15 protein-coding genes and 1 tRNA gene are annotated in these 23,261 nt (G+C 29.1%); 9 read left to right on the top strand and 7 right to left on the bottom strand.

Annotated elements, in window-relative coordinates:
• Nucleotides 1-441: a hypothetical protein gene (locus QZ306_RS08380; RefSeq protein ID WP_295162984.1), complete on the bottom strand. Its 441-nt coding sequence runs from the start codon at nucleotides 439-441 to the stop codon at nucleotides 1-3.
• Nucleotides 442-697: 256 nt separating this feature from the next.
• On the opposite strand from QZ306_RS08380, the gene QZ306_RS08375 reads away from it, so the two are divergent.
• The 4 genes from QZ306_RS08375 to QZ306_RS08360 all read left to right on the top strand — a co-directional run bounded on the left by QZ306_RS08375 (nucleotide 698) and on the right by QZ306_RS08360 (nucleotide 8,803).
• Nucleotides 698-1,006 (top strand): hypothetical protein, encoded by a 309-nt coding sequence (locus tag QZ306_RS08375; protein ID WP_295162981.1) that lies wholly within the window; start codon nucleotides 698-700, stop codon nucleotides 1,004-1,006.
• Between the two features lie 44 nt (nucleotides 1,007-1,050).
• Nucleotides 1,051-1,767: a hypothetical protein gene (locus QZ306_RS08370; RefSeq protein ID WP_295162979.1), complete on the top strand. Its 717-nt coding sequence runs from the start codon at nucleotides 1,051-1,053 to the stop codon at nucleotides 1,765-1,767.
• 5 nt (nucleotides 1,768-1,772) lie between these two features.
• Nucleotides 1,773-5,615 (top strand): DUF445 family protein, encoded by a 3,843-nt coding sequence (locus QZ306_RS08365; RefSeq protein WP_295162978.1) that lies wholly within the window; start codon nucleotides 1,773-1,775, stop codon nucleotides 5,613-5,615.
• A gap of 65 nt (nucleotides 5,616-5,680) precedes the next feature.
• Nucleotides 5,681-8,803, top strand: coding sequence for an efflux RND transporter permease subunit (locus tag QZ306_RS08360; RefSeq protein ID WP_295162977.1), 3,123 nt, complete (start codon nucleotides 5,681-5,683; stop codon nucleotides 8,801-8,803).
• A gap of 59 nt (nucleotides 8,804-8,862) precedes the next feature.
• Here QZ306_RS08360 and QZ306_RS08355 read toward each other — a convergent pair whose 3' ends face one another.
• The 6 genes from QZ306_RS08355 to QZ306_RS08330 form a co-directional block, all read right to left on the bottom strand.
• Complete coding sequence (locus QZ306_RS08355; protein WP_295162975.1) at nucleotides 8,863-9,897, bottom strand: N-acetylneuraminate synthase family protein; 1,035 nt, start codon at nucleotides 9,895-9,897, stop codon at nucleotides 8,863-8,865.
• An 86-nt stretch (nucleotides 9,898-9,983) separates the two neighbouring features.
• Nucleotides 9,984-10,056 (bottom strand) — tRNA-Thr (locus QZ306_RS08350).
• A 125-nt stretch (nucleotides 10,057-10,181) separates the two neighbouring features.
• Nucleotides 10,182-12,503, bottom strand: coding sequence for an ABC transporter permease (locus QZ306_RS08345; RefSeq protein ID WP_363322625.1), 2,322 nt, complete (start codon nucleotides 12,501-12,503; stop codon nucleotides 10,182-10,184).
• A 35-nt stretch (nucleotides 12,504-12,538) separates the two neighbouring features.
• The gene (locus QZ306_RS08340; RefSeq protein ID WP_295162970.1) at nucleotides 12,539-13,246 is read right to left on the bottom strand and encodes an ABC transporter ATP-binding protein; all 708 of its coding nucleotides are present in this window, start codon (nucleotides 13,244-13,246) and stop codon (nucleotides 12,539-12,541) included.
• Between the two features lie 36 nt (nucleotides 13,247-13,282).
• A complete protein-coding gene (gene coaBC, locus QZ306_RS08335) occupies nucleotides 13,283-14,476 on the bottom strand; it encodes a bifunctional phosphopantothenoylcysteine decarboxylase/phosphopantothenate--cysteine ligase CoaBC (protein ID WP_295162968.1) in 1,194 nt (397 codons plus the stop codon).
• Nucleotides 14,477-14,653: 177 nt separating this feature from the next.
• The gene (locus tag QZ306_RS08330) at nucleotides 14,654-16,258 is read right to left on the bottom strand and encodes a peptide ABC transporter substrate-binding protein (protein WP_295162966.1); all 1,605 of its coding nucleotides are present in this window, start codon (nucleotides 16,256-16,258) and stop codon (nucleotides 14,654-14,656) included.
• Between the two features lie 319 nt (nucleotides 16,259-16,577).
• Here QZ306_RS08330 and QZ306_RS08325 point away from each other — a divergent pair, with 319 nt between their 5' ends.
• From QZ306_RS08325 to QZ306_RS08305, 5 genes are all read left to right on the top strand, one after another.
• Nucleotides 16,578-18,500: a hypothetical protein gene (locus QZ306_RS08325; RefSeq protein ID WP_295162964.1), complete on the top strand. Its 1,923-nt coding sequence runs from the start codon at nucleotides 16,578-16,580 to the stop codon at nucleotides 18,498-18,500.
• Nucleotides 18,501-18,972: 472 nt separating this feature from the next.
• Entirely contained in the window at nucleotides 18,973-19,470 is a 498-nt protein-coding gene (locus QZ306_RS08320) for a ferritin family protein (protein ID WP_295162961.1), read from the top strand.
• Nucleotides 19,470-20,210, top strand: a complete 741-nt coding sequence (locus QZ306_RS08315) for an MIP/aquaporin family protein (protein WP_295162958.1) — start codon at nucleotides 19,470-19,472, stop codon at nucleotides 20,208-20,210. The genes QZ306_RS08320 and QZ306_RS08315 overlap by 1 nt, the downstream gene beginning before the upstream one ends.
• Before the next feature lie 21 nt (nucleotides 20,211-20,231).
• Complete coding sequence (gene glpK, locus QZ306_RS08310) at nucleotides 20,232-21,713, top strand: glycerol kinase GlpK (protein WP_295162956.1); 1,482 nt, start codon at nucleotides 20,232-20,234, stop codon at nucleotides 21,711-21,713.
• Between the two features lie 73 nt (nucleotides 21,714-21,786).
• Nucleotides 21,787-23,226 (top strand): NAD(P)/FAD-dependent oxidoreductase, encoded by a 1,440-nt coding sequence (locus QZ306_RS08305; RefSeq protein WP_295162954.1) that lies wholly within the window; start codon nucleotides 21,787-21,789, stop codon nucleotides 23,224-23,226.
• Nucleotides 23,227-23,261: the final 35 nt, after the last annotated feature.

Here is a 23,261-nt window from a genome sequence, read left to right as displayed (position 1 = left end):
TTAAAATCTATCTCTCATTTTTTTATTAAGTATAGCTTTTTGCTCTGAGGTAAGAACATCTATAATATCTAAATCTCTTATTATTCTTAAATAATCCCTTAAAGCTTCCTGCTCTTTTTTTTGTCTTATTAATTCCTTTAATAAATTTCTATTGGTATTTTCTTTCATAAGCTCAATTTTTATATTTCTGTCAATATTTTCTATTTCTAATCTTATAGGTTCTTCCTGAGCAATAAAATTGATGGCTATATCGTATATTTTTTCTTCTTGTTCTCCTGTAAGAGTTATACCTATTTTTCTGAAAAAATGCAGAGGATCATGACCTAATCTTTTATCAAATTCTGTATGCTTTCTTCTCATCTCCATTCCATGCCTTCCGTAAGCTTCCGTAAAAATTGATAAAGATAATAATATTATTATGATATACAATTTTTTATACATAAAACACCCCTCATTAATTCTTACTGCTCTTTATTAGACGGTTTAATATATAAAAAGTTCCGTATATTTTTCAAAAAATAATATTATACTGCATAGGATTTTTTTATATTCATTAATTAATTTTTTATTGATGTCATATATTTATTTAAACATCTTTTGAAATAAGCTTATAATTTTTATACTTTAAAAAATATATTTTTATACTATAATAGCAGTAAATATAATAATATAATAATATAATATTCGGAATGATAAAATGTATAAAATAATATCTTTAGAAGATAAATTAAAACTGATAAAAATTATTTATGATAATGATAATTCTATATTTTATTTAATGAATTATATAAAGACTGAAATAAATGCTGAAATAAAAGAAACAAAAGACGGATATTTGCTCTATAACGGCAGCAGAAAATATTTATTTTTTATTTATAATGAGTATATATGCATCAAAATATTAGAGCATGATGACAAAACAGCTTTTTTAAATTTTAAATATATGGAAAAAGAGTTTAAATCATATATAGAAGATATTAATTTAATAGAGTCAGAAAAAAAATAGAGATTATTAATAATGCTATAAAGGATAATATGTGGCTTGATTTTATGATATCTCGCTTAGAAAATGATTTGCATATTATAGCAAGCAACGATTTAAGCTGCTATCATAATATAGAAATTATTTTTAAAAATGTATGTTTTATTCAATGTGCAAAATATTTCAATGCCTGTCCTAATGAATATGATGTGTTTTATATATGCAGCGCAGATGATATCAGATATATTAATAAAAGCTGTAAAAATACTGAAAAATATTCCGTTATGATAAAAATTAAATCGGACGATTCAAATGGTTTTTTTTATATAGCATGCGATAATATTGATTTTATTAATAAAGAGGTAAGATATGACTATGATTTTACATCTCTTTATTCGTCTGATATGGAAAATATTATAAATAAATATGAGCTTAAAAAAGAAAATAATTCTTGGTATCAGGAAAAAGAAAACTCTCATAAAACATTGATTTTTACAGATAAATTTTTTAATAGAAACGACACTATAGGCATATTATTCAGAATATATAAATTATGTTTTGCCAAAGTAAAGTATTTCAGAACCTATATATTTAATTTTGAGCCTTATAAATATGACTATAAAAAAGGCTTTATTAGGACGGAGCTTTGGGACGCCGAGTTTTTTAGGCATATTTATTCCGAATATATGATTGATTTAAGATATCTGCAGTCTATTTCAGTTTATGAAGATTTTGTAAAGTTTTGCAGGGAATTGGAATCTTTTGAGAAGAAGCCTATTAATTGAGCAATATGGATTTATTTTTCAGATTAATATTCGGTGCTTTTCTTGGTGCAGTTTCAGGTTATTATACCAATATTATAGCATTAAAAACTTTATTTTCTAATAACGGAATAATAGCAAAAGAGAAAAACAGGTTTATTGATGAAATAAGCAAGATGGTTTCTGAAAAAATTATTAATTACAGTTCCGTATACAATGAAATAAAAAAAGATAAATTTAAAAATAATATAAAAGAGTTATTTAAAAAAATAAAAAATCAATTAATATTAAAAACAAATTTCAAAATAAAATATATAGAAGGCTTTGAGCAAACTAGACATAATATAATTAATTGGACTGAAACAAATACTAATGACGGTATATTAATAATATTAGAGAAATTATCAAAAAACATAAGATTAAATCAGATAATAAATGATGATCAGTTTAAAAATATAGTAAGTAATTTGATAAATGAGTTTTTGTTATATGAAGCAGATAATCATTTAATAGAAAATACAGTGCTTGAAATATATAATAATAAAGATGATAAATATAAATCTATATTAAAAGAAATTACTTATAATATATTTGACAAGTTAAAAAGTACAGATAATAGCGCAGATAAGAATAAAAAAAATCAAATTGAAAGTTTAATAAAATTTTTTATAGAACATTCAAATATAGAAAACTGTTTTTATGATTTCTCTTTTTCATTGCTTGATAATAAAGTAAATGAATTATTTTCTATAAATGATGTTTCTGAAATAAAATCTATTATTGATAAATTGGTTAACAATAATGAATTTGAAAGTATTGCTTATTATGTTATAGATATTTTATATACAAAATTAAAAAGCACAGATAAAACTATATATGAATTATTAAATCCTAATATAGCAGAGAGAATTAAATTTATAATATCAGATATTATTTCCAGATTGATAGATATAATAGTGCCTATAATAAATGAAAATAAATCAAAATTGGAATGCATCATAGAAGAAGCTGTAGATGAAGAGATAGAAAATATAGACGGTTTTTTTCGGCAGTTTATAGTAAAGATAATAAGAAAAGTTTTTTTTCAGGATATAGCTTCAAGATACAGGATTATTCAAAAAATTATTGAATATGTAGAAAAATATAAGGATAATACCAACGATATTGTTAATGATGTTTCTAAAACTATAATAAACTATTTAAATAATACAAAAATATCTGCTATATTAAAAAATATTGATAATGATAAAATAATAAAAAATTCTGTAAGAGATATTATTATTTTTAATATAAAAGAAATTCCTGATTCTTGGATAGAAAAGTTTTTAAATATGAATATAAGCGTATTAGCAGATTCTGATATTATAAAAGATTTGTATGTATTTTTAGAAAGAGAAATTATTAATTATGCCTGCAGTAATTTTTATAAACTTGAATCATTAATATATAAAAAAATAGATTCTCTGAATTCTCAAATATTAAAAAAATTACTTTCTAATAATGCATCAGGTATAACAGTTATAATTAGTAAAAATAAACTAAATATAGAAAATTATATTTATAATAATATTTATTTGAAATATAAAGACAAAACTATTAATGGTTTATTTAATGATTTTGAATCTGTTTCTGAATTGTTATTTGATTTATTTGAAAGTATTATAGATAAATATTCTGATTATAATATTGATGAAATAATAATAAAAAAAGAAAATCAGATAGATTATTTTATTGATAATAATTCATATAATTCAATAATGAGTTTTTTTAATAAGGAAAAAGTATTTATTTCATCTGTAATGGATTCTATTGTAATAAAGACAATAAAAAATAATATGGGAAAGCTTAATAAAGATGAAATAGCAAATATGGCTTATGATTTTATGGGCAAGGAGTTAGAACCTATAAATATATTGGGAGCTTTTTTAGGATTAGTATTTGGCTTGCTTACCGCTTATATATTTCCTTTTAATTCATTTAATCCTTCTTTGGGATTTTTGAATTATATAGCAGAGCCTTTAGTATATACTCTTATAGGCTATATAACAAATGTTCTTGCTATTTATTCCATATTTCAGCCTTATGAACCTTTATTTGGAATAAAGAAAAAAGTTTTTTGGGGAGCCGTTGCATGCGAAAAAAACAGATTTGCTTCTTCAATGTCGGATTTTGTTAATGATAGGCTTATGGAAAAAGAGGGAATACTTGATATTATTGATAATAAAAAAGATATAGAAGAGAATTTGATAAAAGACAATTATAAGATTTTTTTTAATTATATGATTGAAGATGAAAAAATAAGTAAATTAAATATATTCTCATCTATAAAATATATTATAATCAATAATATTGATTCTGTAAAATCGGGCATTATTAATTTGTTTATTAAAAATAATTATATGCATAATGCTGTAATGAATAATAAAGATTCATTAATAAATTATGTTTATAATAATATAGATTTAATAATTATAAAAATATCAGAAGCAGCTTTAGAAAATATTGATATTTTTACTGTTAAAGAATTAATACAAAATATAATAAGAAATAATTTTAAAGATTTTAATAAATACAAAAATATAATAACAGATAATATTGTAAAAGCACTCAATTCAAAATCGGTAAAAGATAGGATATTATCAATAATTATATCGTTTCTCAATAATGAAATATCTAAAAACGGAAATAAAAAAATAAAGGATATGTTTGGAGGAGAAATTTTAAATCTTGTAAAAAGCAATAATGAATTTATATTTTCTATGATAAATAAAAAATTAAATGAAACTCTTAATAATAACAGATATGAAATAAGAGATATGATTATAGAGAATGTTTCTTTAAAAAATGATTTGGTTATAGATTTAACAGACAGAATAATATTAAATTTAATTAATATAAAAATTCCTAGTTTTATTGATGAAATGAAAGACAACATCATAAATACAAGTTTTAATTTTTTAGATGAAAATATTTTATCAGAGAATATTTCTTATATATTCGGAGAGGAAAAACTTTATAATAGAGAAAGTTTGGGAGTATATTTAAATGATATTATAAATAATAATCAGGAGCTTATATCAAATGTTTCAGAGAGATTATTTATTTTGGCTGTAAATAATATAGATTATAAATTTGTTTATAAATATATAGATTTATTTATAAAAAATACAGACTATGATTTTTATGAATTAATTATGAAGTCATGTAATAATAAAGAAAAACTATCTTTAGGAATTAAAGACTATATAAAAAAGAGTATATATCCTTATGATATTAAAGAATGTGTAAGTATAGAAAAATATTCTGATGATATATTTTCTGATATTTTAGAATATTCAAAAAGCTGTATAGAAATGTTTTTAACTGCTGTACAGAATAATGATAATATAATTGATTTGAATATTTTTTATAAACTTCTTGATGAATTAGAGTTAAATGAAAACCTGAATTATGATTTGTATGCTGAATTAAAAAAGATATTATTAAAGTTCAGAAATGATTTTCCAGATATTATAGACAATAAAACTAAATATTATTTTCTTAATTTGTTTATAGACTGCGCTAAAGATAATATTAATTTAATTATTGATTCTATAGATTTTTCTTATGTTGCAAAAGAGAAAATAGATAAAATGAATCCTAAAAATATACATGATATATTTAATTCTTTTGCAGAAAAATATTTTGACAGATTAAAGTTATACGGTATGTTCGGAGGAATAGTTGGAATTATATTAGTTATAATAAAATATATATCAGAATTTAATGCTGATTTATCTGATTTTCTTAATATTATTCTTATTTCGGCATCTGGCGTATTATCCTTATTTATGATAATAAGTATATTCAGAAATACGGTATTTAAAAGATAGCCGCATCAATTGAAAAATATTAAAAATATTATATTATCAATCTTAAATATGATATTGAGGTATTAATGAAAAATTTTATAGAATTAGTTGTAAAAAGACCTGTGGCAGTTTTTATGTGTATAATAGCTGTATTGATATTAGGCTTTGTGAGTTTAAGTAAATTGGCGGTTGATTTTTTACCTGATATGGAGCTTCCGTATATAACTGTAAAAACAATATATGAAAATGCAGGACCTGAAGAAGTTGAAAAATCTGTAACAAGAATAGTGGAGAATGCAGTTTCTGCTATAAGCGGTATTAATATGATTACATCCGATTCTAAAGAAGGAGAGTCCGATGTATTTATAGAATTTAATTGGGGTACGGATTTAGCTCAAGCCGCTTCAGATGTAAGGGAGGCAATAGACGGAATAAAAAACTCTATTCCTGATGATGCTGATACTCCTGCCGTATTGAAATTTTCCTCAGATATGACTCCCATAATGGAAATAGCATTCTTCGGTACGGATAATATGAGCGCTTTATATACCCTTATAGATAATCAGATATTAAATAAAATAGAGCAGGCATCAGGAGTTGCAAGAGCTGAAATCAGAGGCGGACTTAAAACTGAGATGAAAGTAGATTTGATTTTAAATAGACTTCATGCTTATGCAATAGATATTAACAGCATAGTTTCTCTTCTTTCTTCAGAAAATAAAAATCTATCAGGGGGTGATACTTATGAAGGCGTTTATAAATACACATTAAGAACTATGGGAGAGTTTACATCAGCGGAAGATATTGAAAATATTGTTGTGGATCTTAAGACAAATGATACTACTATAAAATTAAAGGATATAGGAAAGGTATATTTGGGATACAGCGACGATTCCGAGATAGTAAAAGTTAATGGTATGCCCGCAATATCCGTTTCTGTAAATAAAGAATCAGGAGGCAATGCTGTTAATGTATCTAAGTCTGTAAAAAAACAGTTAGACAGTCTTAATCTTCCAGAAGGCGTGGAATATGATATTTTATTCAATAGTGCCGATAATGTAAGCGATTCTATAAATGTTGTTTTCAATACAGCTTGGCAGGGAGGACTGTTTGCCGTAATAATACTTATGATTTATTTATGGAATATAAAAACGGTTTCAATAATAGCAGTTTCCATACCCATATCAATTATCATTACTTTTACTTTAATGTATTTTATTGGAATTACTTTAAATATTATATCTCTGTCTGGTCTTGTTTTGGGAATAGGCATGATGGTTGACAACTCTATTGTGGTTCTTGAGAATATATTCTATTACCGTAATAATGGATATGGTAAATATTCCTCAGCTATAAAAGGCACTTCTTCGGTATCTCTTGCAATATCCGCTTCCACACTTACAACTATAGCGGTATTTCTTCCTTTTCTTTTTGTTGAAGGGCGTACGGGACAGCTATTCAGAGATCTATGCATTACGGTTACTGTTTCTATGATAGGCTCTTTATTTGTTGCTCTTACAATAGTTCCTATGCTTGGTGCAAGACTTGTAACAAATAAGAAAATTAAAGTTTTAATTCCAATAGAAAATTTTGTAAATAAAAATCTGCATGATAAGATTAATAATTTTTATTCGCTTGTTTTGAATTATTCTATAAAAAATAAAAAAAAAGTTATTATATATTCATTATCATTAATAATGTCGGTAATAGTATTCGGTTTAATATTTATAGGCAAGGAAGGATTCCCAAGTTCGGACGAGGGGCAATTTAAAATAGATGTGGAAATGCCTGTTGGTACTAAATCGGAGCAGACGCAGACTTTTGTTTCCAGAATGGAAGATAATGTAATGTCGGTTATAGGAAAAGATTTTGATAAAATGCAGTCCAGAGTAAAATCTGGCTCTGAGGAAAATAAAGCTGAGATAAGAGTGCAGTTAATCGGTAAAAATGACGGCAGAAAAAAAACAGTTGATGAGTATATAGAGATGACAAGAAACGAGTTAATATCATATCCAGCCAAAATTAATTTATCGCCTGTATCAGCTTTTTCAATCGGTACTGCAGGAACGGACAGAGGAGCACAGGAAATAAAAATAGAGCTTTCAGGTGATGATTTGGATAAATCAGCAGAAATAGCGAGCAATATAATAAATGCTGTATACGATATAGAAGGTATAAGAGATCCCAGACTTACAAGAGACGATTCTAATCCCGAATTAAAAATATATATTAATAGGGAAATTGCAGCAAAAATGGGAGTTAATGTTAAGCAGATAGCAAATATTATTAAAACTAGTTTTGCAGGAACTAAGGCTACAACTATGACGCCTGCAAATTCAGATGTTACAGATATAGATGTTAATGTACAATTGAGAGAGTCCGACAGATTAAAAATAGATGATATATCAAGACTTATGATACCTGCTTCAGGAGCAGTAGTTCCGATATCTTCAATAGCATATTCGCAGAAAAGCTACGGACCTGCAAAAATAGAAAGAAAAGACAGCAGAAGAATAACAACTATAAAAGCATCAGGTTATAACCGCGCTTTAAATAAGATAATGCTTGATATAAGAGAAAAAATAAAAAAAGATGTGTTTATACCTTCAGGTTTTGCTGTTAATTATTCTGGAGATTTTGAAGATATGAATGAGGCTTTCAGACAGCTGTTTTTAGCTTTAGTATTGGCTTTAATATTAGTTTATGCTGTAATGGCAAGTCAGTTTGAATCCCTTATAGCTCCTTTTGTTATAGCTTTAGCAATTCCTTTCGGATTTGCAGGCTCTCTTACAGCATTAATTATAGGAAATCAGACTTTAAATGTATATAGTGCAATAGGTTTTATAGTTCTTATCGGTATAGTAGTTAATAACGGAATCGTACTTATTGATTATATGAATCAGCTTATGTACAATAAACATATAAACTCGGATGAAGCTGCTTTGGAGGCAGGACCTAGAAGACTTCGTCCTGTGCTTATGACTACATTTACAACCATACTAGGACTTTTACCTATGGCATTATTAGGGGGAAGCGGAAATGAAATATATAAGCCGCTATCCATTGCTGTACTGGGAGGGCTTTTAGTTTCGTCAGTATTTACTCTTGTTATAGTGCCTACGGTTTATGCAGCTATAAGAAATAAAATACCTATAAAAAATTATGATAAATCGGATTTAGAAAGCAAAAACTATTATGATGCCATTTAAATTGCATTTTATATAAAAAACAATAATAACTTTAATTATCTATAAAATGAATAAAAATTTTATTTTTTTAAATCCTTGAAACTCAAAGCGGTATTTGATTTTTTATCAACTTTCAAAGTCTTTCCTACAACTTTTTTATAATATTTAGCGGCTATTCCTATACAGGGTCTTAAAGTAATTAAATCTTTTTCAGTAATAACTTCTCCTTTAAGCATAGCATGATTTAGATAAATTCCTCTTTTGGCATATATAAGCTCTTTTTTTTCCTGTCTGCTTAATATATGTTCGTTTTTAGCTGCCGAATCTCCTCCAAGCATTATTAATGTGCTTTTAATTGATTTTATCATTTCATTCATAGAATTTTTTTCCAAGCTTATAATATGATCCCCCGTCTTTTTTTCAGGAGATGCAGTAAAATGTTTCTCTATAATTTTTGCTCCCAAACCAGCCGCAATAATAGGGGCTTCTATACCTATTGTATGATCCGAATATCCTATTATATGGTTTTTAAATAGTTTTTTCATTACGGATATTCTGTTGAGTCTTGCATTCTCAATCGGAGTAGGGTATTCTACCGAACAATGAAGTATAGCAGTTTCATTGTTTTTTAATATTTTTAAAGCTTCTTTTATATCTTTATTTGAAGCCAATCCTGCGGATATTATAACAGGTTTTTTAGTTTTTGCCGCAGCATTAAGAAGAGGTATATTATCTATATCGCCTGAAGCTATTTTTATTATAGGTATATCATAATTAACTATATCGTTTATAGATTCTATTGAGAAAGGAGTAGTTATAAATATGATTTTATTTTTTTTAGCTTCTCTTATAAGAGGTTTATACCATTCTTTTTTAAATACTATATTATCAACTTCATCAAGAGCATTATCTTTTAATTTTAAAGTTTTTGTATATTCTTTAGAAGCGAATAAAGTTTTTTGAGTAAAGCTTTGAAATTTTACGGCATCAGCTCCAGATTTAGCCGCTTCCTGAACAAGTTTTATTGCCGTATTTAAATCTCCTTCATGATTGCATCCTGACTCAGCTATTATAAATACGCCTTTTTTATTAATTATATCTTTTAATTTAAACATATATTATTATTCCTAAACTTACAGATTATAATTTATTATCGAAATATTAATTATAAGTATTTTTATTTAAGGCGGGATAAAAAATGAGCTGGTGATGGGAGTTGAACCCGCAACCGGCTGATTACAAATCAGCTGCTCTGCCAATTGAGCTACACCAGCGAAGTGATTATTATTATACTATAATGATAATAAAAGTCAAGTATTTTTTATAACTTTTATAAAGATTTGTTTTATAAAAATATTTATTATGCTTTTTAATTATAAATATTTTATTCTTATATTTTTTATTCTTCTCTGTCTTTTAATCCTTCCACCATATCCAATTTATTTATATAATGCGCACTTATAATTGATACAAATGATATAACAGCTATAAGAAGCGCTATTGCAAGTATATAGCTTGATTCGTATACATGCGGAACAAATGAAAATAATTTGCTTGAAAATGGTTTTTTTACCAAATATAATATTCCATATCCTGCTGATATACCTAAAGGAATTGCAATTATTACCTGTGTTATTGTTTCTTTTAAATAAGCAATCATAATTTCTTTAGTGGTGTATCCCATAACTTTAAGAAGCGTAAACTCGTATCTTCTTGTGGCAAGCGTAATAACTCCCACTCCGTAAAGAGATGTGGCTCCAAGTAAAAATGCAATGAATATGAGTATCTGCACTAATAAATATATAGTGGCTATCTGATTTTTATAAGCTTCATATTCATCATTTCTAAAACTGTAATATGATACTTCTTTGCTTGCATCCAATATATCTTTTATTTCATCTCTGGAGGTGTTTGTTTTTGTGCTTATAAATAAGGTATTATAAACATCTTGAATCTCAAAAGTTTTTTCTGCAAAGTTTTTATCCATATAAATATAGAACATACCTTGCTGGTCTGAAAATTTACTTACTTTTACCCTTCTTGTTATGCTGTTTCCAAGAGTATATAATTCTATTCCTATATAATCATTTTCTTTTATATTTAACTTTTCAGATAAATATTTAGGCAGCATTATTGAATCTTCTGCATTTTCATTATTAGGTATATTAAGAGATGAAAAACCTTCCTGATATATTAAAGCTGGTATATACAAACTTTCATTGTTATGAGTAAAAGCAGGATAAATTCTTGATTGATAAATAGCCGCCTTATCATAATATTTTACACTTTCATTTGTTGTTATATCATAATTATCTTCCCATTTTGAAGGTATTACGGTAGCGGTAACATCATATAATGCAAATTTTTCATAAAGCGTATATAAAAAATAATCAAAAGAATTATTAAATCCCTGAGCAAATATTGTCATACTTATAGCTGCAAACATTCCCCAAAGAGATGCTAAATATCTGGTTTTGCTTCTTGAGGCATTTTTAATTGCATATCTGGTATTGAAGGAAAATTTATTCCAAATTTTAAACTTTTCTATAAGAGTTTTTCCGCCGCTTTTAGGAGGTTCTCCTCTCATAGATTGAGCGGGATTAAGCTTTAATATTGAAACAGCCGCCAATAGATTTGAAAATACGCATACAAGCAGCATGATTAATGCTGATATTATCCATAGATCTATATAGACATTGTATGTAAAATTAGGCATATCAAATATGTTTCCAAGCGCTTTAAATATAGGAGGCAGCAGGAATTTATTTGAGATAAAAGCTAAAAGTATTCCGAAAAAAGATACTAAGAAAGAGTATTTAATATACATAAACATTATAGAAAAATCCGTAAGCCCTATTGCTTTAATTATGCCTATCTGCTTTCTTTCAACTGCAACATTTCTTCTTTGTATGATATACAGAAGAAGTATAGCCATAAAAAGAAGTATTGAAGGACAGATATATGAAAAAGAATCTATTTGAAGCAATGTCTGCTCATAATTCATATAATTGACAGACTGCTCTCTGTCTGTGAAGAAAAATATTTTTTGCTTTAATTTAGTTCTTATTAAGTTTTCAGTATTTTTTTTATTGGCATTTTCCGAATACTTTATATATATTGAATTATAAGGCATATACTTAAAATGCTCTTCATTTATTTCTATGACAGCAAAATCTTTAGACTTGGATGCTGTACTTGCACCGTCTTTAAAAAGAAATACATAATTCGGATAAGACACTAAAGCCGCTATAGTAAAAGAGTTTGTTTCATCATTAAAAGTTATTTTTACGGTATCTCCTATATTTAATGAATTAGCATTCGCAAAATTTTTATTAATAGCTATTTCATTAGTTTCAATTTTAGATTTTCCTTTGTATATATACGGCTTATTAATTGAATCTTCAGAATTATCAGTTCCGTATATTATAGCATCAGTGTTTTCTATTTTTCCCTGAAATCTATGTTTTGCAGTAACTTTATCAATACCCTTAATTTTATTTAAAGTTTCTACATCATTAGTATTGAATGTTCCGAATAACGCTAAATCATCTAATATATTTTCTTTAAAATAATTTTCTGCTGATAGCTTAAAATCTCTGTATACGGTTTTTACAGCAACAAAGAAAAGAACTGCTAATGTTACTATAAATACGGCTGATATAAATATTGCAAGCTGTTTATTAATTTTTCTAAATAGTAGTTTAGTTTTTATATTCATAATTGTTTATTTTTATCCATTAATTATTTTATTTATATTTACCATTCTATATCCTCTGGATTTAGAGGATTATCCACATCATACTTGTCTAATACTTCTCCGCTTAAAATTTTTACAACAGTATCCGCCATTTTGGCTATTTCCTTGCTATGAGTTATTAATACTATGCTTGTTCCTAAATTTTTGTTTAAATCCCTAAGTATTTTAAGAGCCATAACTCCCGTTTTATTGTCCAAAGCGCCTGTTGGTTCATCGCATAATACCACTTTAGGTTTTTTTGCTATTGCACGCGCTATACTTACTCTTTGCTGTTCTCCTCCAGATAATTCTGTAGGATAATGTTTTATTCTCTGTTCAAGTCCTAATAATTTCAAAGCCTCTTCTGCATTATCTCTTGAAAGTCCAGTTATTTCTGTAGAAAATTCCACATTTTCTATAGCGGTTAAATTGGGAAGCAAATTATAGCTTTGAAATACAAAACCTATATTTTCTCTTCTGAATTTAGCTAATCTTTTACTGCTGTAATTTGATATATCCTCTCCCAAAAATAATACCTGCCCATTAGTAGGCTTATCCAAAGCACCCAAGATATTAAGCAGCGTGCTTTTCCCTGAACCGCTCGGTCCCAATATGGCTGTAAGTTTTCCTTCTTCTATTGTAAGATTAATAGACTTAAGCGCCTGAGTTGCGCTGCCTCCATGTCCGTATATTTTACTAATTTCTTTTATTTCATAAAGATAACTCATTATACAAAATCCTATAATATTATTTTTTATAAGCAATCAAATGTTATTTTTTTTCTTCCATTCGCAAACAGCTGTATACACTATTTCTTTAGCGCATTCTCTTTTGCTAAGCATAGGGTATGATTTAAATCTCCCATCTTTAAAGAAAATCGTTATTTTATTGGTATCTTTTCCAATTGCGTCCTTTATTTTATTAGCTACTATCATATCAGCATTTTTTCTGTTCATTTTATCTATGGCATACTCTTTAAGCTCTTCATCATTTTCTGCAGTTTCGGCGGCAAAAGATACTATTAAAGATGAGCTTCTTTTTTTATCTTTTGAAGAAGCCAGTATATCTTCATTTGCGGTTAATTCTATACTGGCTATATTTTGTTTTTTAATTTTTTTATCAGAAAATTCGGAAGGTCTGAAATCTAAAGGCGCTGCAGACATAATAAGTATATCTGTATTATCAAGTTCTTTTAATACATTGTCCTGCAATTCTTTTGCGGTATCAATCTTAATTTTTTTATCATTCTTTCCAACCGTAACAGATTCATCAACCTGTCCTTCTATATATGTGGATATTCCTCCGTTATCATATATTTCCTTATATATGGAAGCTCCCATTTTTCCGCTTGAATTATTAGTTATGTATCTTATCGGATCTATCCATTCTCTTGTGGCTCCTGAAGTGATGGTAAAATGAATATTATTATATTTTTCTGTGCCTGAAGTTATAGTTTCAATTATAGAATCGATATTTGCCATTCTTCCGACTCCCTCATCATTGCAAGCCATATCTCCGCTTTCAGGACTTATTAATTCATATCCTAATTCTTCTATCATATATTTAACATTTTTCTGATTTGCCTTATTAATCCACATATAAGGGTTCATAGCCGGAGCAAAATATTTTTTGTTGGTATAAGCGCATGCTATAGTGCTTACGGCATCATCGCATATACCATTAGATATTTTTCCTATAATGTTAGCATCAGCCGGAGCTATAAGCATTATATCCGTTTCTTTATTGATATGAATGTGCCTTAGAACATCATCTTCATTCCACAGATCCGTTATTACTTTATTTTTGCTCATAGTTTCAAGAGCTTTAATTCCAACCATATTCTGCGCATTTTTTGTAACGGCGCAGATTATTTCATGACCTTGTTTTTTAAGCATACTTACCATCATTGGGATTTTGTATGCGGCTATTGAACTTGTAACGGCAATTAGTATTCTCATAATAATGCTTTAAGCTGTATTAACTTATATTCCTAAATAAATTAAATTTAATTATTAAAACATTTATATATTACTATAAATAAAAAAAATAGTCTATATATTTTTATATTTTTTTATTTTCAGCTATATTAAAAAATAAAATTAAAAATTCTGAAAATATTAATGCCTTTTATTTTATTATTCTTTATAGGCATAAGTAAATTTATGCATAGATAAAGCATCATAATAAACATCTTTTAATTTGGGATTAATAAGCAAAGGTTCTGTGTAAAAATACATAGGTATTACTGCAAAACTATTTACAAGCAGTTCTTCTGCCTTATGCATAGCTTCCATTCTTATTTTCTGATCTCCTGCAGTAAGAGCTGTTTGTATGTATGCATCGTACATAGCGTTGCTGTAGGAACTGTAATTGTTCGGAGAATAACTTGTATATAATCCTAAAAAATTTATAGGATCATTAAAATCACCAAACCAGCCGCCTCGGCATAAGCTTAAGTTTTTATCATATCTTGTTTGTAAGAATACAGCCCATTCTTCCTGAACTATTTTAGTATCTATACCTAAATGTTCTTTCCACATTTGCTGAACGGCTTCAAATACTGCTATATGAAATCCCGGATCCGATTTGAATTCAAATACTGGGAAGCCTTTTCCCTCAGGATATCCTGCTTCAGCAATTAATCTTTTAGCTTCCTCTATATTTTTTTGATAATTTTCTTTGTTTATATCAAAGAATCCGCCTCCGTTTTCTCTGAAATTTCCTTCAATATCTTTAATGCCGTAAGGAACAAAAGCATCAGCGGGTGTTTCTCCTCCTTTTGTAACTTGCTCTACTATATAATTTCTGTCTATTGCTAGTGCAAGAGCTTTGCGGACTCTTATATCGCTTAATACCTCATTTGTTACATTTAAACAATAAAAATATGATGCAAGTACAGGTTTGATTTGTAATAAGCCTTCTTTCATTAATGATTTTATATCCTGTGTGGGAATTATTCTTGAGAAGTCTATAGAGCCTTCCTTTATTCCTGCAACAGATGCAGTTTCATTTTGCATAAGCACAAATTTTAATTTTTCAGGTACAACTTCTTCTATATTATAATAATTAGTGTTTTTTACCATAATTATGCTTTCATCTTGATTTATTTCCAAAGCTTTAAATGGACCGTTTCCTATATAAGTTTCTGCTTTTAAACTCCAAGTATCTCCGTATTTATCAATTATATCTTTTCTTATAGGGTAGAAAGTTGTAAAGGCAACCAAATCCAAAAAGTAAGCTGTCGGTGCCTCCAATATAACTTCTAAAGTATAATCGTCTGCGGCTTTTACTCCCAAGCTATCAACAGGCATTTTTCCTGCCGTTATAGATTTTGCATTTTTTACAGGTTCATGCTGGAAACTGTATTTGCTTCCTACCGCAGGATCTACTACTCTTTTCCAGCTGTATACGAAATCTGAAGCTGTAACAGGTTTTCCGTCAGACCATTTGGCATTAGTTCTCAAATGAAATATATATTTAGTTCCGTTATCCAATATTTCCCAGTTTTCAGCGGCTCCTCCTATTATTTCTCCTTCTTTAGATTTTGTAGTTAATCCTTCAAAGGCATGAATTATATAATAGCATCCGTCTAATGCAGTATTTAAGCTTGGATCTATTGTTTTCGGAGGCGATCCTGCATTAATAGTAATAATATTTTTATTATCAGTTTTGTTTGATATGCATGATGCAGTAATAAATGTCATTATTGCAATAAATAATATGAATATTTTTGTTTTCATTTTATATACTCCTAAATTATAAATAAAAATTATATATCATATACTAATACAGTCAATAGTATTTAAATTATAATTTTATTATTCTGTATTATATATTATTGTTTGATTTCTTTCTCTAATTTATTTAATGCTTATTATATTTGCTTTATTTGTTATAAGCGTATTAGTATTATCTAATGGTATCTCTTTTAGCTTAAGAACCAGTTTTAATTCCTGAACTAAAATATTTTCATTAAAAAACTTCGGTATAAATGAAGCATTCCCTACTTTACTAGAAGCAATAGATAAAGCTAACGGAGATATAGAGAGGGTAGGCTCAGTGCATTTTATACCAATAAATAATAAAAAATTATCTGAAGAGGCAAAAAAATTAGTTGAGGCTAGAAAGCAGGCTTTAGACGAGGCGGAAAAAAACTTACAAGAGAAAAAGAAAAATGCATCTTATACTTATTACTATGATGATATATGGAATGGGGGACAAAAAATAGATGAAACAAAAAATAAAATGATGCAGGAAGAATATAACAAAGCGCTTAAAGACTATAACAAAGCACTTGAAGATTTTAATGAAGCGGGAAAAAAATCAGATAAAATAACTGCCGCAGCACTGCAAATACAAAATAGATTTTTAGGAAAAAATATTGAAAAGCAGAATGAATATAATGAGGCTGTAAAGCAGGGAGCCGAAGCCGATAAAGATAAATTAGCAGAGCTTGAAGAAAGATATAAACTGCAGAAACAGCTTATTAACAAGACAGCAGAAGACGAAGAAAAGAAAAATGAAGAGCTTGAAGAACTGGATAAGGAATATTACAGCAAAAAATTAAATCTTGCCGAAGAATTGTATATTAATCTTAATAAGGAGGGTAAAAATCAGACTGAAGCAGAAAAAACATATTTAAATAAATTAGTAAAAATAGCTGCAGAAAGCAAAAACAAGCTTGATGCCTTGAATAAAAGGAAGAAGGAAGAGGATAATATAAAAAGGATAGAAAAAGAATATGAGGCGAATAAAAAAATAATAAGCAATACTATAGATGACGAAAAAGAAAAAAATCAAATGCTTTTAGAAAATGAAAAAAAATATCTTAATGACAGACTTCAGGAGCAGAAAAGAAAAGTAAGAGAAATACTTCTTTTAAGCCAAGAGGAGCAGGATGCAAGAGCCGAAGAATTAGACGCATTATATAAGGATATAGCAGATACTGAGGCTAGGCTCAGTAATTTTAAAGATAAAACTATTTCCGAAGCACTGGCGGAAAGCTGGCAAAGCATATTAGGACATGCGCAGAACGCTATTAACTCTATAGCAAATATATGGTCTGAAATGTGGGATAACAATTTAGAAAAAGTACAAGACAGTCTTGATAAGCAGCTTAAGGCTATAGAAGATAATCTTGACAAGCAGACAAAAGCATATGAAAAACAAATGGAGGATTTACAAAAGGCCGAAGAGGACAGAGAAAAGAATATTGAAAAGATAAGGGAGCGAATAACCGAATTAAACGAGGAACTCGGAGAGCATGAAACCGAAGAGGTTTATCTGAAATATCAGGAGCAGAGAGAGGCATTAGAAAATAAATTGGAAGAAGAACAGCAGGCATTGGAAGCCAACAGACAGGCACAGGAAGAGGCTGAAGAACAGCAGAGAATAAGAGAGGAAGAAGCGCAGCTAGCTAAGGAAGAGGCAGAAAGACAGGCGGCGATAAAAAAAGCGCAGCTGCAAAGAAAACAAGCTGTAATGGATAAGGCAGCAGGAATATTTAATGCCACTGTAGCATTAGCAAGCAGTATTGCTCAGGCAGCAGCGGCAGGTTCGGCTTTTCCTCCTGTATTGGTACCTTTGTATGTAGGTTTAGTAACTGCGGCAGCCGCAGGGCAGATAGCGGCTATAGCAATGACGCCTCTTCCTGAAATACCTAGCTTTTCATCTGGCGGTTATGTGCCTAGCTCTAACGAGCAGTATTTTAAAAATCTTATAGGAAGCAGCCCTAATAACACCGATAAAACTTTAGTATGGGCTTCTCAGGGCGAGAGAATATTAAATCACAATGAAACTAAGCAATGGGAGTATATACAAAGCCAGCAATTAAAAAACAGTATAAATAATAATAATCCTGTTATTAATATAAGCGGTATTACTGTAAATGCGGGAAACATTAAAGACGCTAATAAAGTAGCTAAATTATCGGGCAGAGCAATAGCTAAAGAGGTGGTATTGGCAATAAGCAGAGGTTATTAAAAATAATATAATACATATTTTACATATTGTTTATTTTTTTCATATAAATTAAATATGTCATTATATTTGATATAAATTCATTATAATTTTAATAATATTTTTAATAGACAATAATAATTTATTGTGTATACTTTTATATTATTAAATGTTAGGAGATTTATTTTAAAGATTTAACTTCATTGTTAAATAAATATAAATAAAATCTTAAAAAATTTAGGAGTAATATTTTATGAAAAAATTAATTTTGTGAAACAGTTTATAAAACTTATGATGATAAATCATTATTTACTTTTTATTTTAGCAAAAAAAAGAGAAGAAAAGAAAAATCAAGAAGAAATAAAATTAAAAAATAAAAACCTAGCAATAATTAAAGTAATTTTTTATTTTTTTAAAAAAAGCTTCTTTATTAAATATTTATCCGATAAAGTTTATATACTATTTAATATGCTTAATTAAGTTACGGAGGTAATGCATGGATTTAAAAGATTCAAAGACAAATGAAAATTTGAAAACGGCTTTTATAGGAGAGGCTATTGCCAGATGCAAATATATGTACTATGCACAGAAAGCTAGGGAAGAAGGTATGGAGGATTTGGCATTGTTTTATGAAAAAGCTTCCAGAAACGAGCAGGAGCATGGAAAGCTTTGGTTTGAGCGTTATCATGGCATATTTTCTAAAGATGAGAATCTGCAAGATGCTATTAAAGGAGAGATATATGAATCAGAAGAAATGTATTTAAAATTTGCAGAAACAGCAAGAGCAGAAGGTTTTAATGATATAGCCATACTTTTTGAGCATGTTGGAAAAATAGAAGAAGGGCATAGAAAAATGTTTGAAAAATATTTAGGAAAAAATATAGAGGGTGTAAATAAATGGCAATGCGGAAAATGCGGATATATGCATACGGATTTTGAATCTCCAAAGAGATGTCCTGTATGTGAACAGTACAGAGTAGGAGGAATTAATTAATGTATAGCAGAAAATCCGAATTTTTAGCCGAAATAATAGGATCTATGATTATAGCTTTATTTGGATTAGGCGTTGTTGCTTCGGTTGTTGTGGGAAATAACGGAACGGCTATAAATATACATATAGCTTGGGGACTTGCTGTTACATTCGGCATATATGCATCAAGTAAAATAAGCGGTGCGCATTTAAATCCTGCCGTTACTTTATCATTAGCTGTTACAGGAAGATTTCAATGGTCTAAAGTTTGGTATTATATATTTGCACAGATGATAGGTTTTTTTATAGGAGCCGCTATAGTATTTGCAGTTTATTACGGCAAATGGATAGAAATTGATCCTAATTTTGAAAATACTGCGGGAGTGTTTGCAACTTTTCCTGCTGTATCTGGATTTTTATATGGCCTTATAGATCAAATAACTGGCACATTTCTCTTAGTATTTTTAATACTTGCAACTGGGGATGCAGATAATATTCCTGCAGGAGCTAATTTAGGACCTATAATAGTCGGTCTTATAATAGTTGCCATTGGAACATCTTTTGGATTTATGCATGGCTATGCTGTTAATCCTGCCCGTGATTTAGCTCCCAGACTTTTTACTGTTGCCGCAGGATTTAAAAATAACGGAATTACAGACGGCACCAATATATGGATTGTACCAGTTGTGGGACCTATAGCGGGAGGAGTTTTAGGCGCCGTTATTTATGATTTTACTGTAGGAAAAATATTTTCAAGAAAATAATAAAATTAAAGGAGTATCAGTATGTCAAAATATGTTGTTGCAATAGATCAAGGTACAACAAGCAGCAGAGCTATAGTATTTGATTATGATCAAAATATGGTGTCTGTTGCTCAAAAGGAGTTTACTCAAATTTATCCTTATGAAGGCTGGGTTGAGCATAATGCATCCGAAATTTGGGCTACTCAATTCGGCGTTTTGCAGGAGGCTATACAGATTGCAGGAGTTAAGCCTGAAGAGATAGCAGCTATTGGAATTACAAATCAAAGGGAAACAACTGTTGTCTGGGATAAAAATACGGGAGAGCCTATTTATAATGCAATAGTATGGCAATGCAGAAGAACAGCTTCTATTTGCGACGAATTAAAGAGAAAAGGTTTTGATGCTTATATAAGAGAAAATACAGGTTTGGTGGTTGATGCTTATTTTTCAGGAACTAAAATAAAGTGGATACTTGATAATGTACAAGGAGCAAGAGAAAAGGCCGAAAAAGGAGATTTGCTTTTCGGTACTATAGATACTTGGCTTGTATGGAAATTAACGGGCGGTAAAGTTCATGTTACAGACTATACAAATGCTTCAAGAACTATGATATATAATATAAAAGATTTGAAATGGGATAATAATATTTTAAGAGAATTGAATATACCTGAAAGTATGCTTCCAGAGGTAAAAGATTCTTCTTGTATTTACGGTTATGCCAATATCAACGGTAAAGAAGTGCCTATATCTGGAATAGCAGGAGACCAGCAGTCTGCATTATTCGGACAGGCAGGGTTTAATAAAGGAGATACTAAAAATACATATGGTACTGGAAGTTTTATCCTTATGAATATAGGAGAAAATTTTATATTAAGCAAGAACGGACTAATTACAACTATAGGCATCGGACACAATGGAAAAATAGAATATGCTTTGGAAGGCTCTGTATTTATAGCAGGGGCAGTTATACAATGGATACGCGATGAGTTAAGACTTCTTCATGATGCGAAAGATACGGAATATTTTGCATCTAAAGTGAAGGATACCAACGGGGTTTATTTAGTACCTGCATTTGTAGGTCTCGGCGCTCCTTATTGGGATATGTATGCCAGAGGCTGTTTGGTGGGAATTACAAGAGGTGTTAATAGAAGCCATATAATAAGAGCAGCTGAGGAGGCTATAGCCTATCAGAGTAAAGATGTTATTGATGCTATGGTTGCCGACAGCGGAGTAGAATTATCTTCATTAAAGGTTGACGGAGGAGCCTGCAGAGATAATTTCCTGATGCAGTTTCAATCCGATATTATTAATACAAAAGTTTTGCGTCCTCAGGTAACGGAAACTACAGCTTTAGGTGCTGCTTATTTGGCTGGGCTTGCCGTAGGATTTTGGAAGGATAAAGATGAAATTTCAAGCAGATGGAAATTAGAAAGAGAGTTTATTCCTTTGCTTTCCGAAGAGGAGAGAAATAAAAAATATATGGGCTGGAAAAAAGCAGTTGAAAGATCAAGAGGCTGGGCATAACAGCAATAAGCCTATATTTTTATTAAATTCTTTAATATATAATTAAAAATAATTTATAGAGGAAATATATATTATGTATGATGTATTAATTATAGGAGCAGGAGTATCAGGCACTTCTTCTGCCCGTGAATTATCCAGATACAAAGCCGATATATGCGTTGCTGAAATGGGAGAAGATGTATGCTCTGGTACTTCAAAATCAAACAGCGGAATAGTGCATGCAGGATTTGATGCTGCGACGGGATCTCTTATGGCTAAATTAAATGTTCTCGGCAATAAGATGATGAAAAAAACGGCGGAGGATTTAGATATTCCTTTTAGGCAAAATGGTTCTTTGGTGGTATGCACAAATGAGGAAGATATTCCTAATTTGAAGGCTATATATGACAGAGGAATAAAAAACGGAGTTGAAGAACTTCAGATATTAAACAGAGAAGAGGTTCATAAAAAAGAGCCTAATTTAAATGATAATGTTGCGGCTGCTTTATATGCTCCTACTGGAGGCATAGTGGATCCTTTTATATTAAATATTGCTTATGCTGAAAATGCTTATTCCAACGGAGTTGAATTTAAATTCAATACAGAAGTAACTAATATTAAAAAACTTACTGACGGAACATTTGAAGCCGAAACTAATAGAGGTATTATAAAAGCTAAATATATAGTTAATGCTGCAGGAGTTTATGCTGATAAGTTTCATAATATGATGAGCAAAAACAAAATAAATATTACACCTAGAAGAGGAGATTATATACTTCTTGATAATGATGCTGATAACTTGGTAGCTTCAACAATATTTGCTCTTCCTACAAAATTAGGTAAAGGAATATTGGTAACTCCTACAGTACATGGCAATATAATGCTTGGACCTACCGCTATTGATATAGATGATAAAGAGGGATTAAATACAACAGCCGAAGGACTTGCTCAGATTATAGAGAAGTCAAAACTTACTGTAAAAAATATACCGTATAATAAAGTTATTACTTCATTCTGCGGACTTAGACCTCATGAGGATAATCATGAATTTATTATTAAAGAAATTGAAGACTGCGAAGGATTTTTTGATTGTGCAGGTATAGAATCTCCAGGTCTTGTTTCCTCCCCGGCCATCGGTCTTATGATTGCAGATATTGTAAGTAAAAAAGCAAATCTTGAGAAAAAAGAAAGCTTTATAGAAAAGAGAAAAGGAATAGTACATTTTAATTCTCTTTCTAATGATGATAAAAACAAACTTATAAAAGAAAATCCTTTATACGGTCATATAATCTGCAGATGCGAAAAGGTAACGGAGGGCGAAATATTGGATGCATTAAAAAATCCTATAGGAGCTAAGTCTATTGACGGTATAAAAAGAAGAGTGCGTGCAGGACTTGGAAGATGTCAGGGAGGATTTTGTTCTCCTAAGATAATAGAGATATTGTCTAGGGAGCTTAATGTTTCTCCTATAGCTATTACTAAATGCGGCAAAGGTTCTGAAATAATTACTGGATATAATAAAGAGGATCTTTAATGCGAATTTGAAATAGCTGTATGCATTAAATGTTT

The sequence above is a fragment of the uncultured Brachyspira sp. genome (assembly GCF_910588665.1).
Lineage (GTDB): Bacteria > Spirochaetota > Brachyspiria > Brachyspirales > Brachyspiraceae > Brachyspira.
This window is presented reverse-complemented; position numbering and strand designations above follow the sequence as displayed.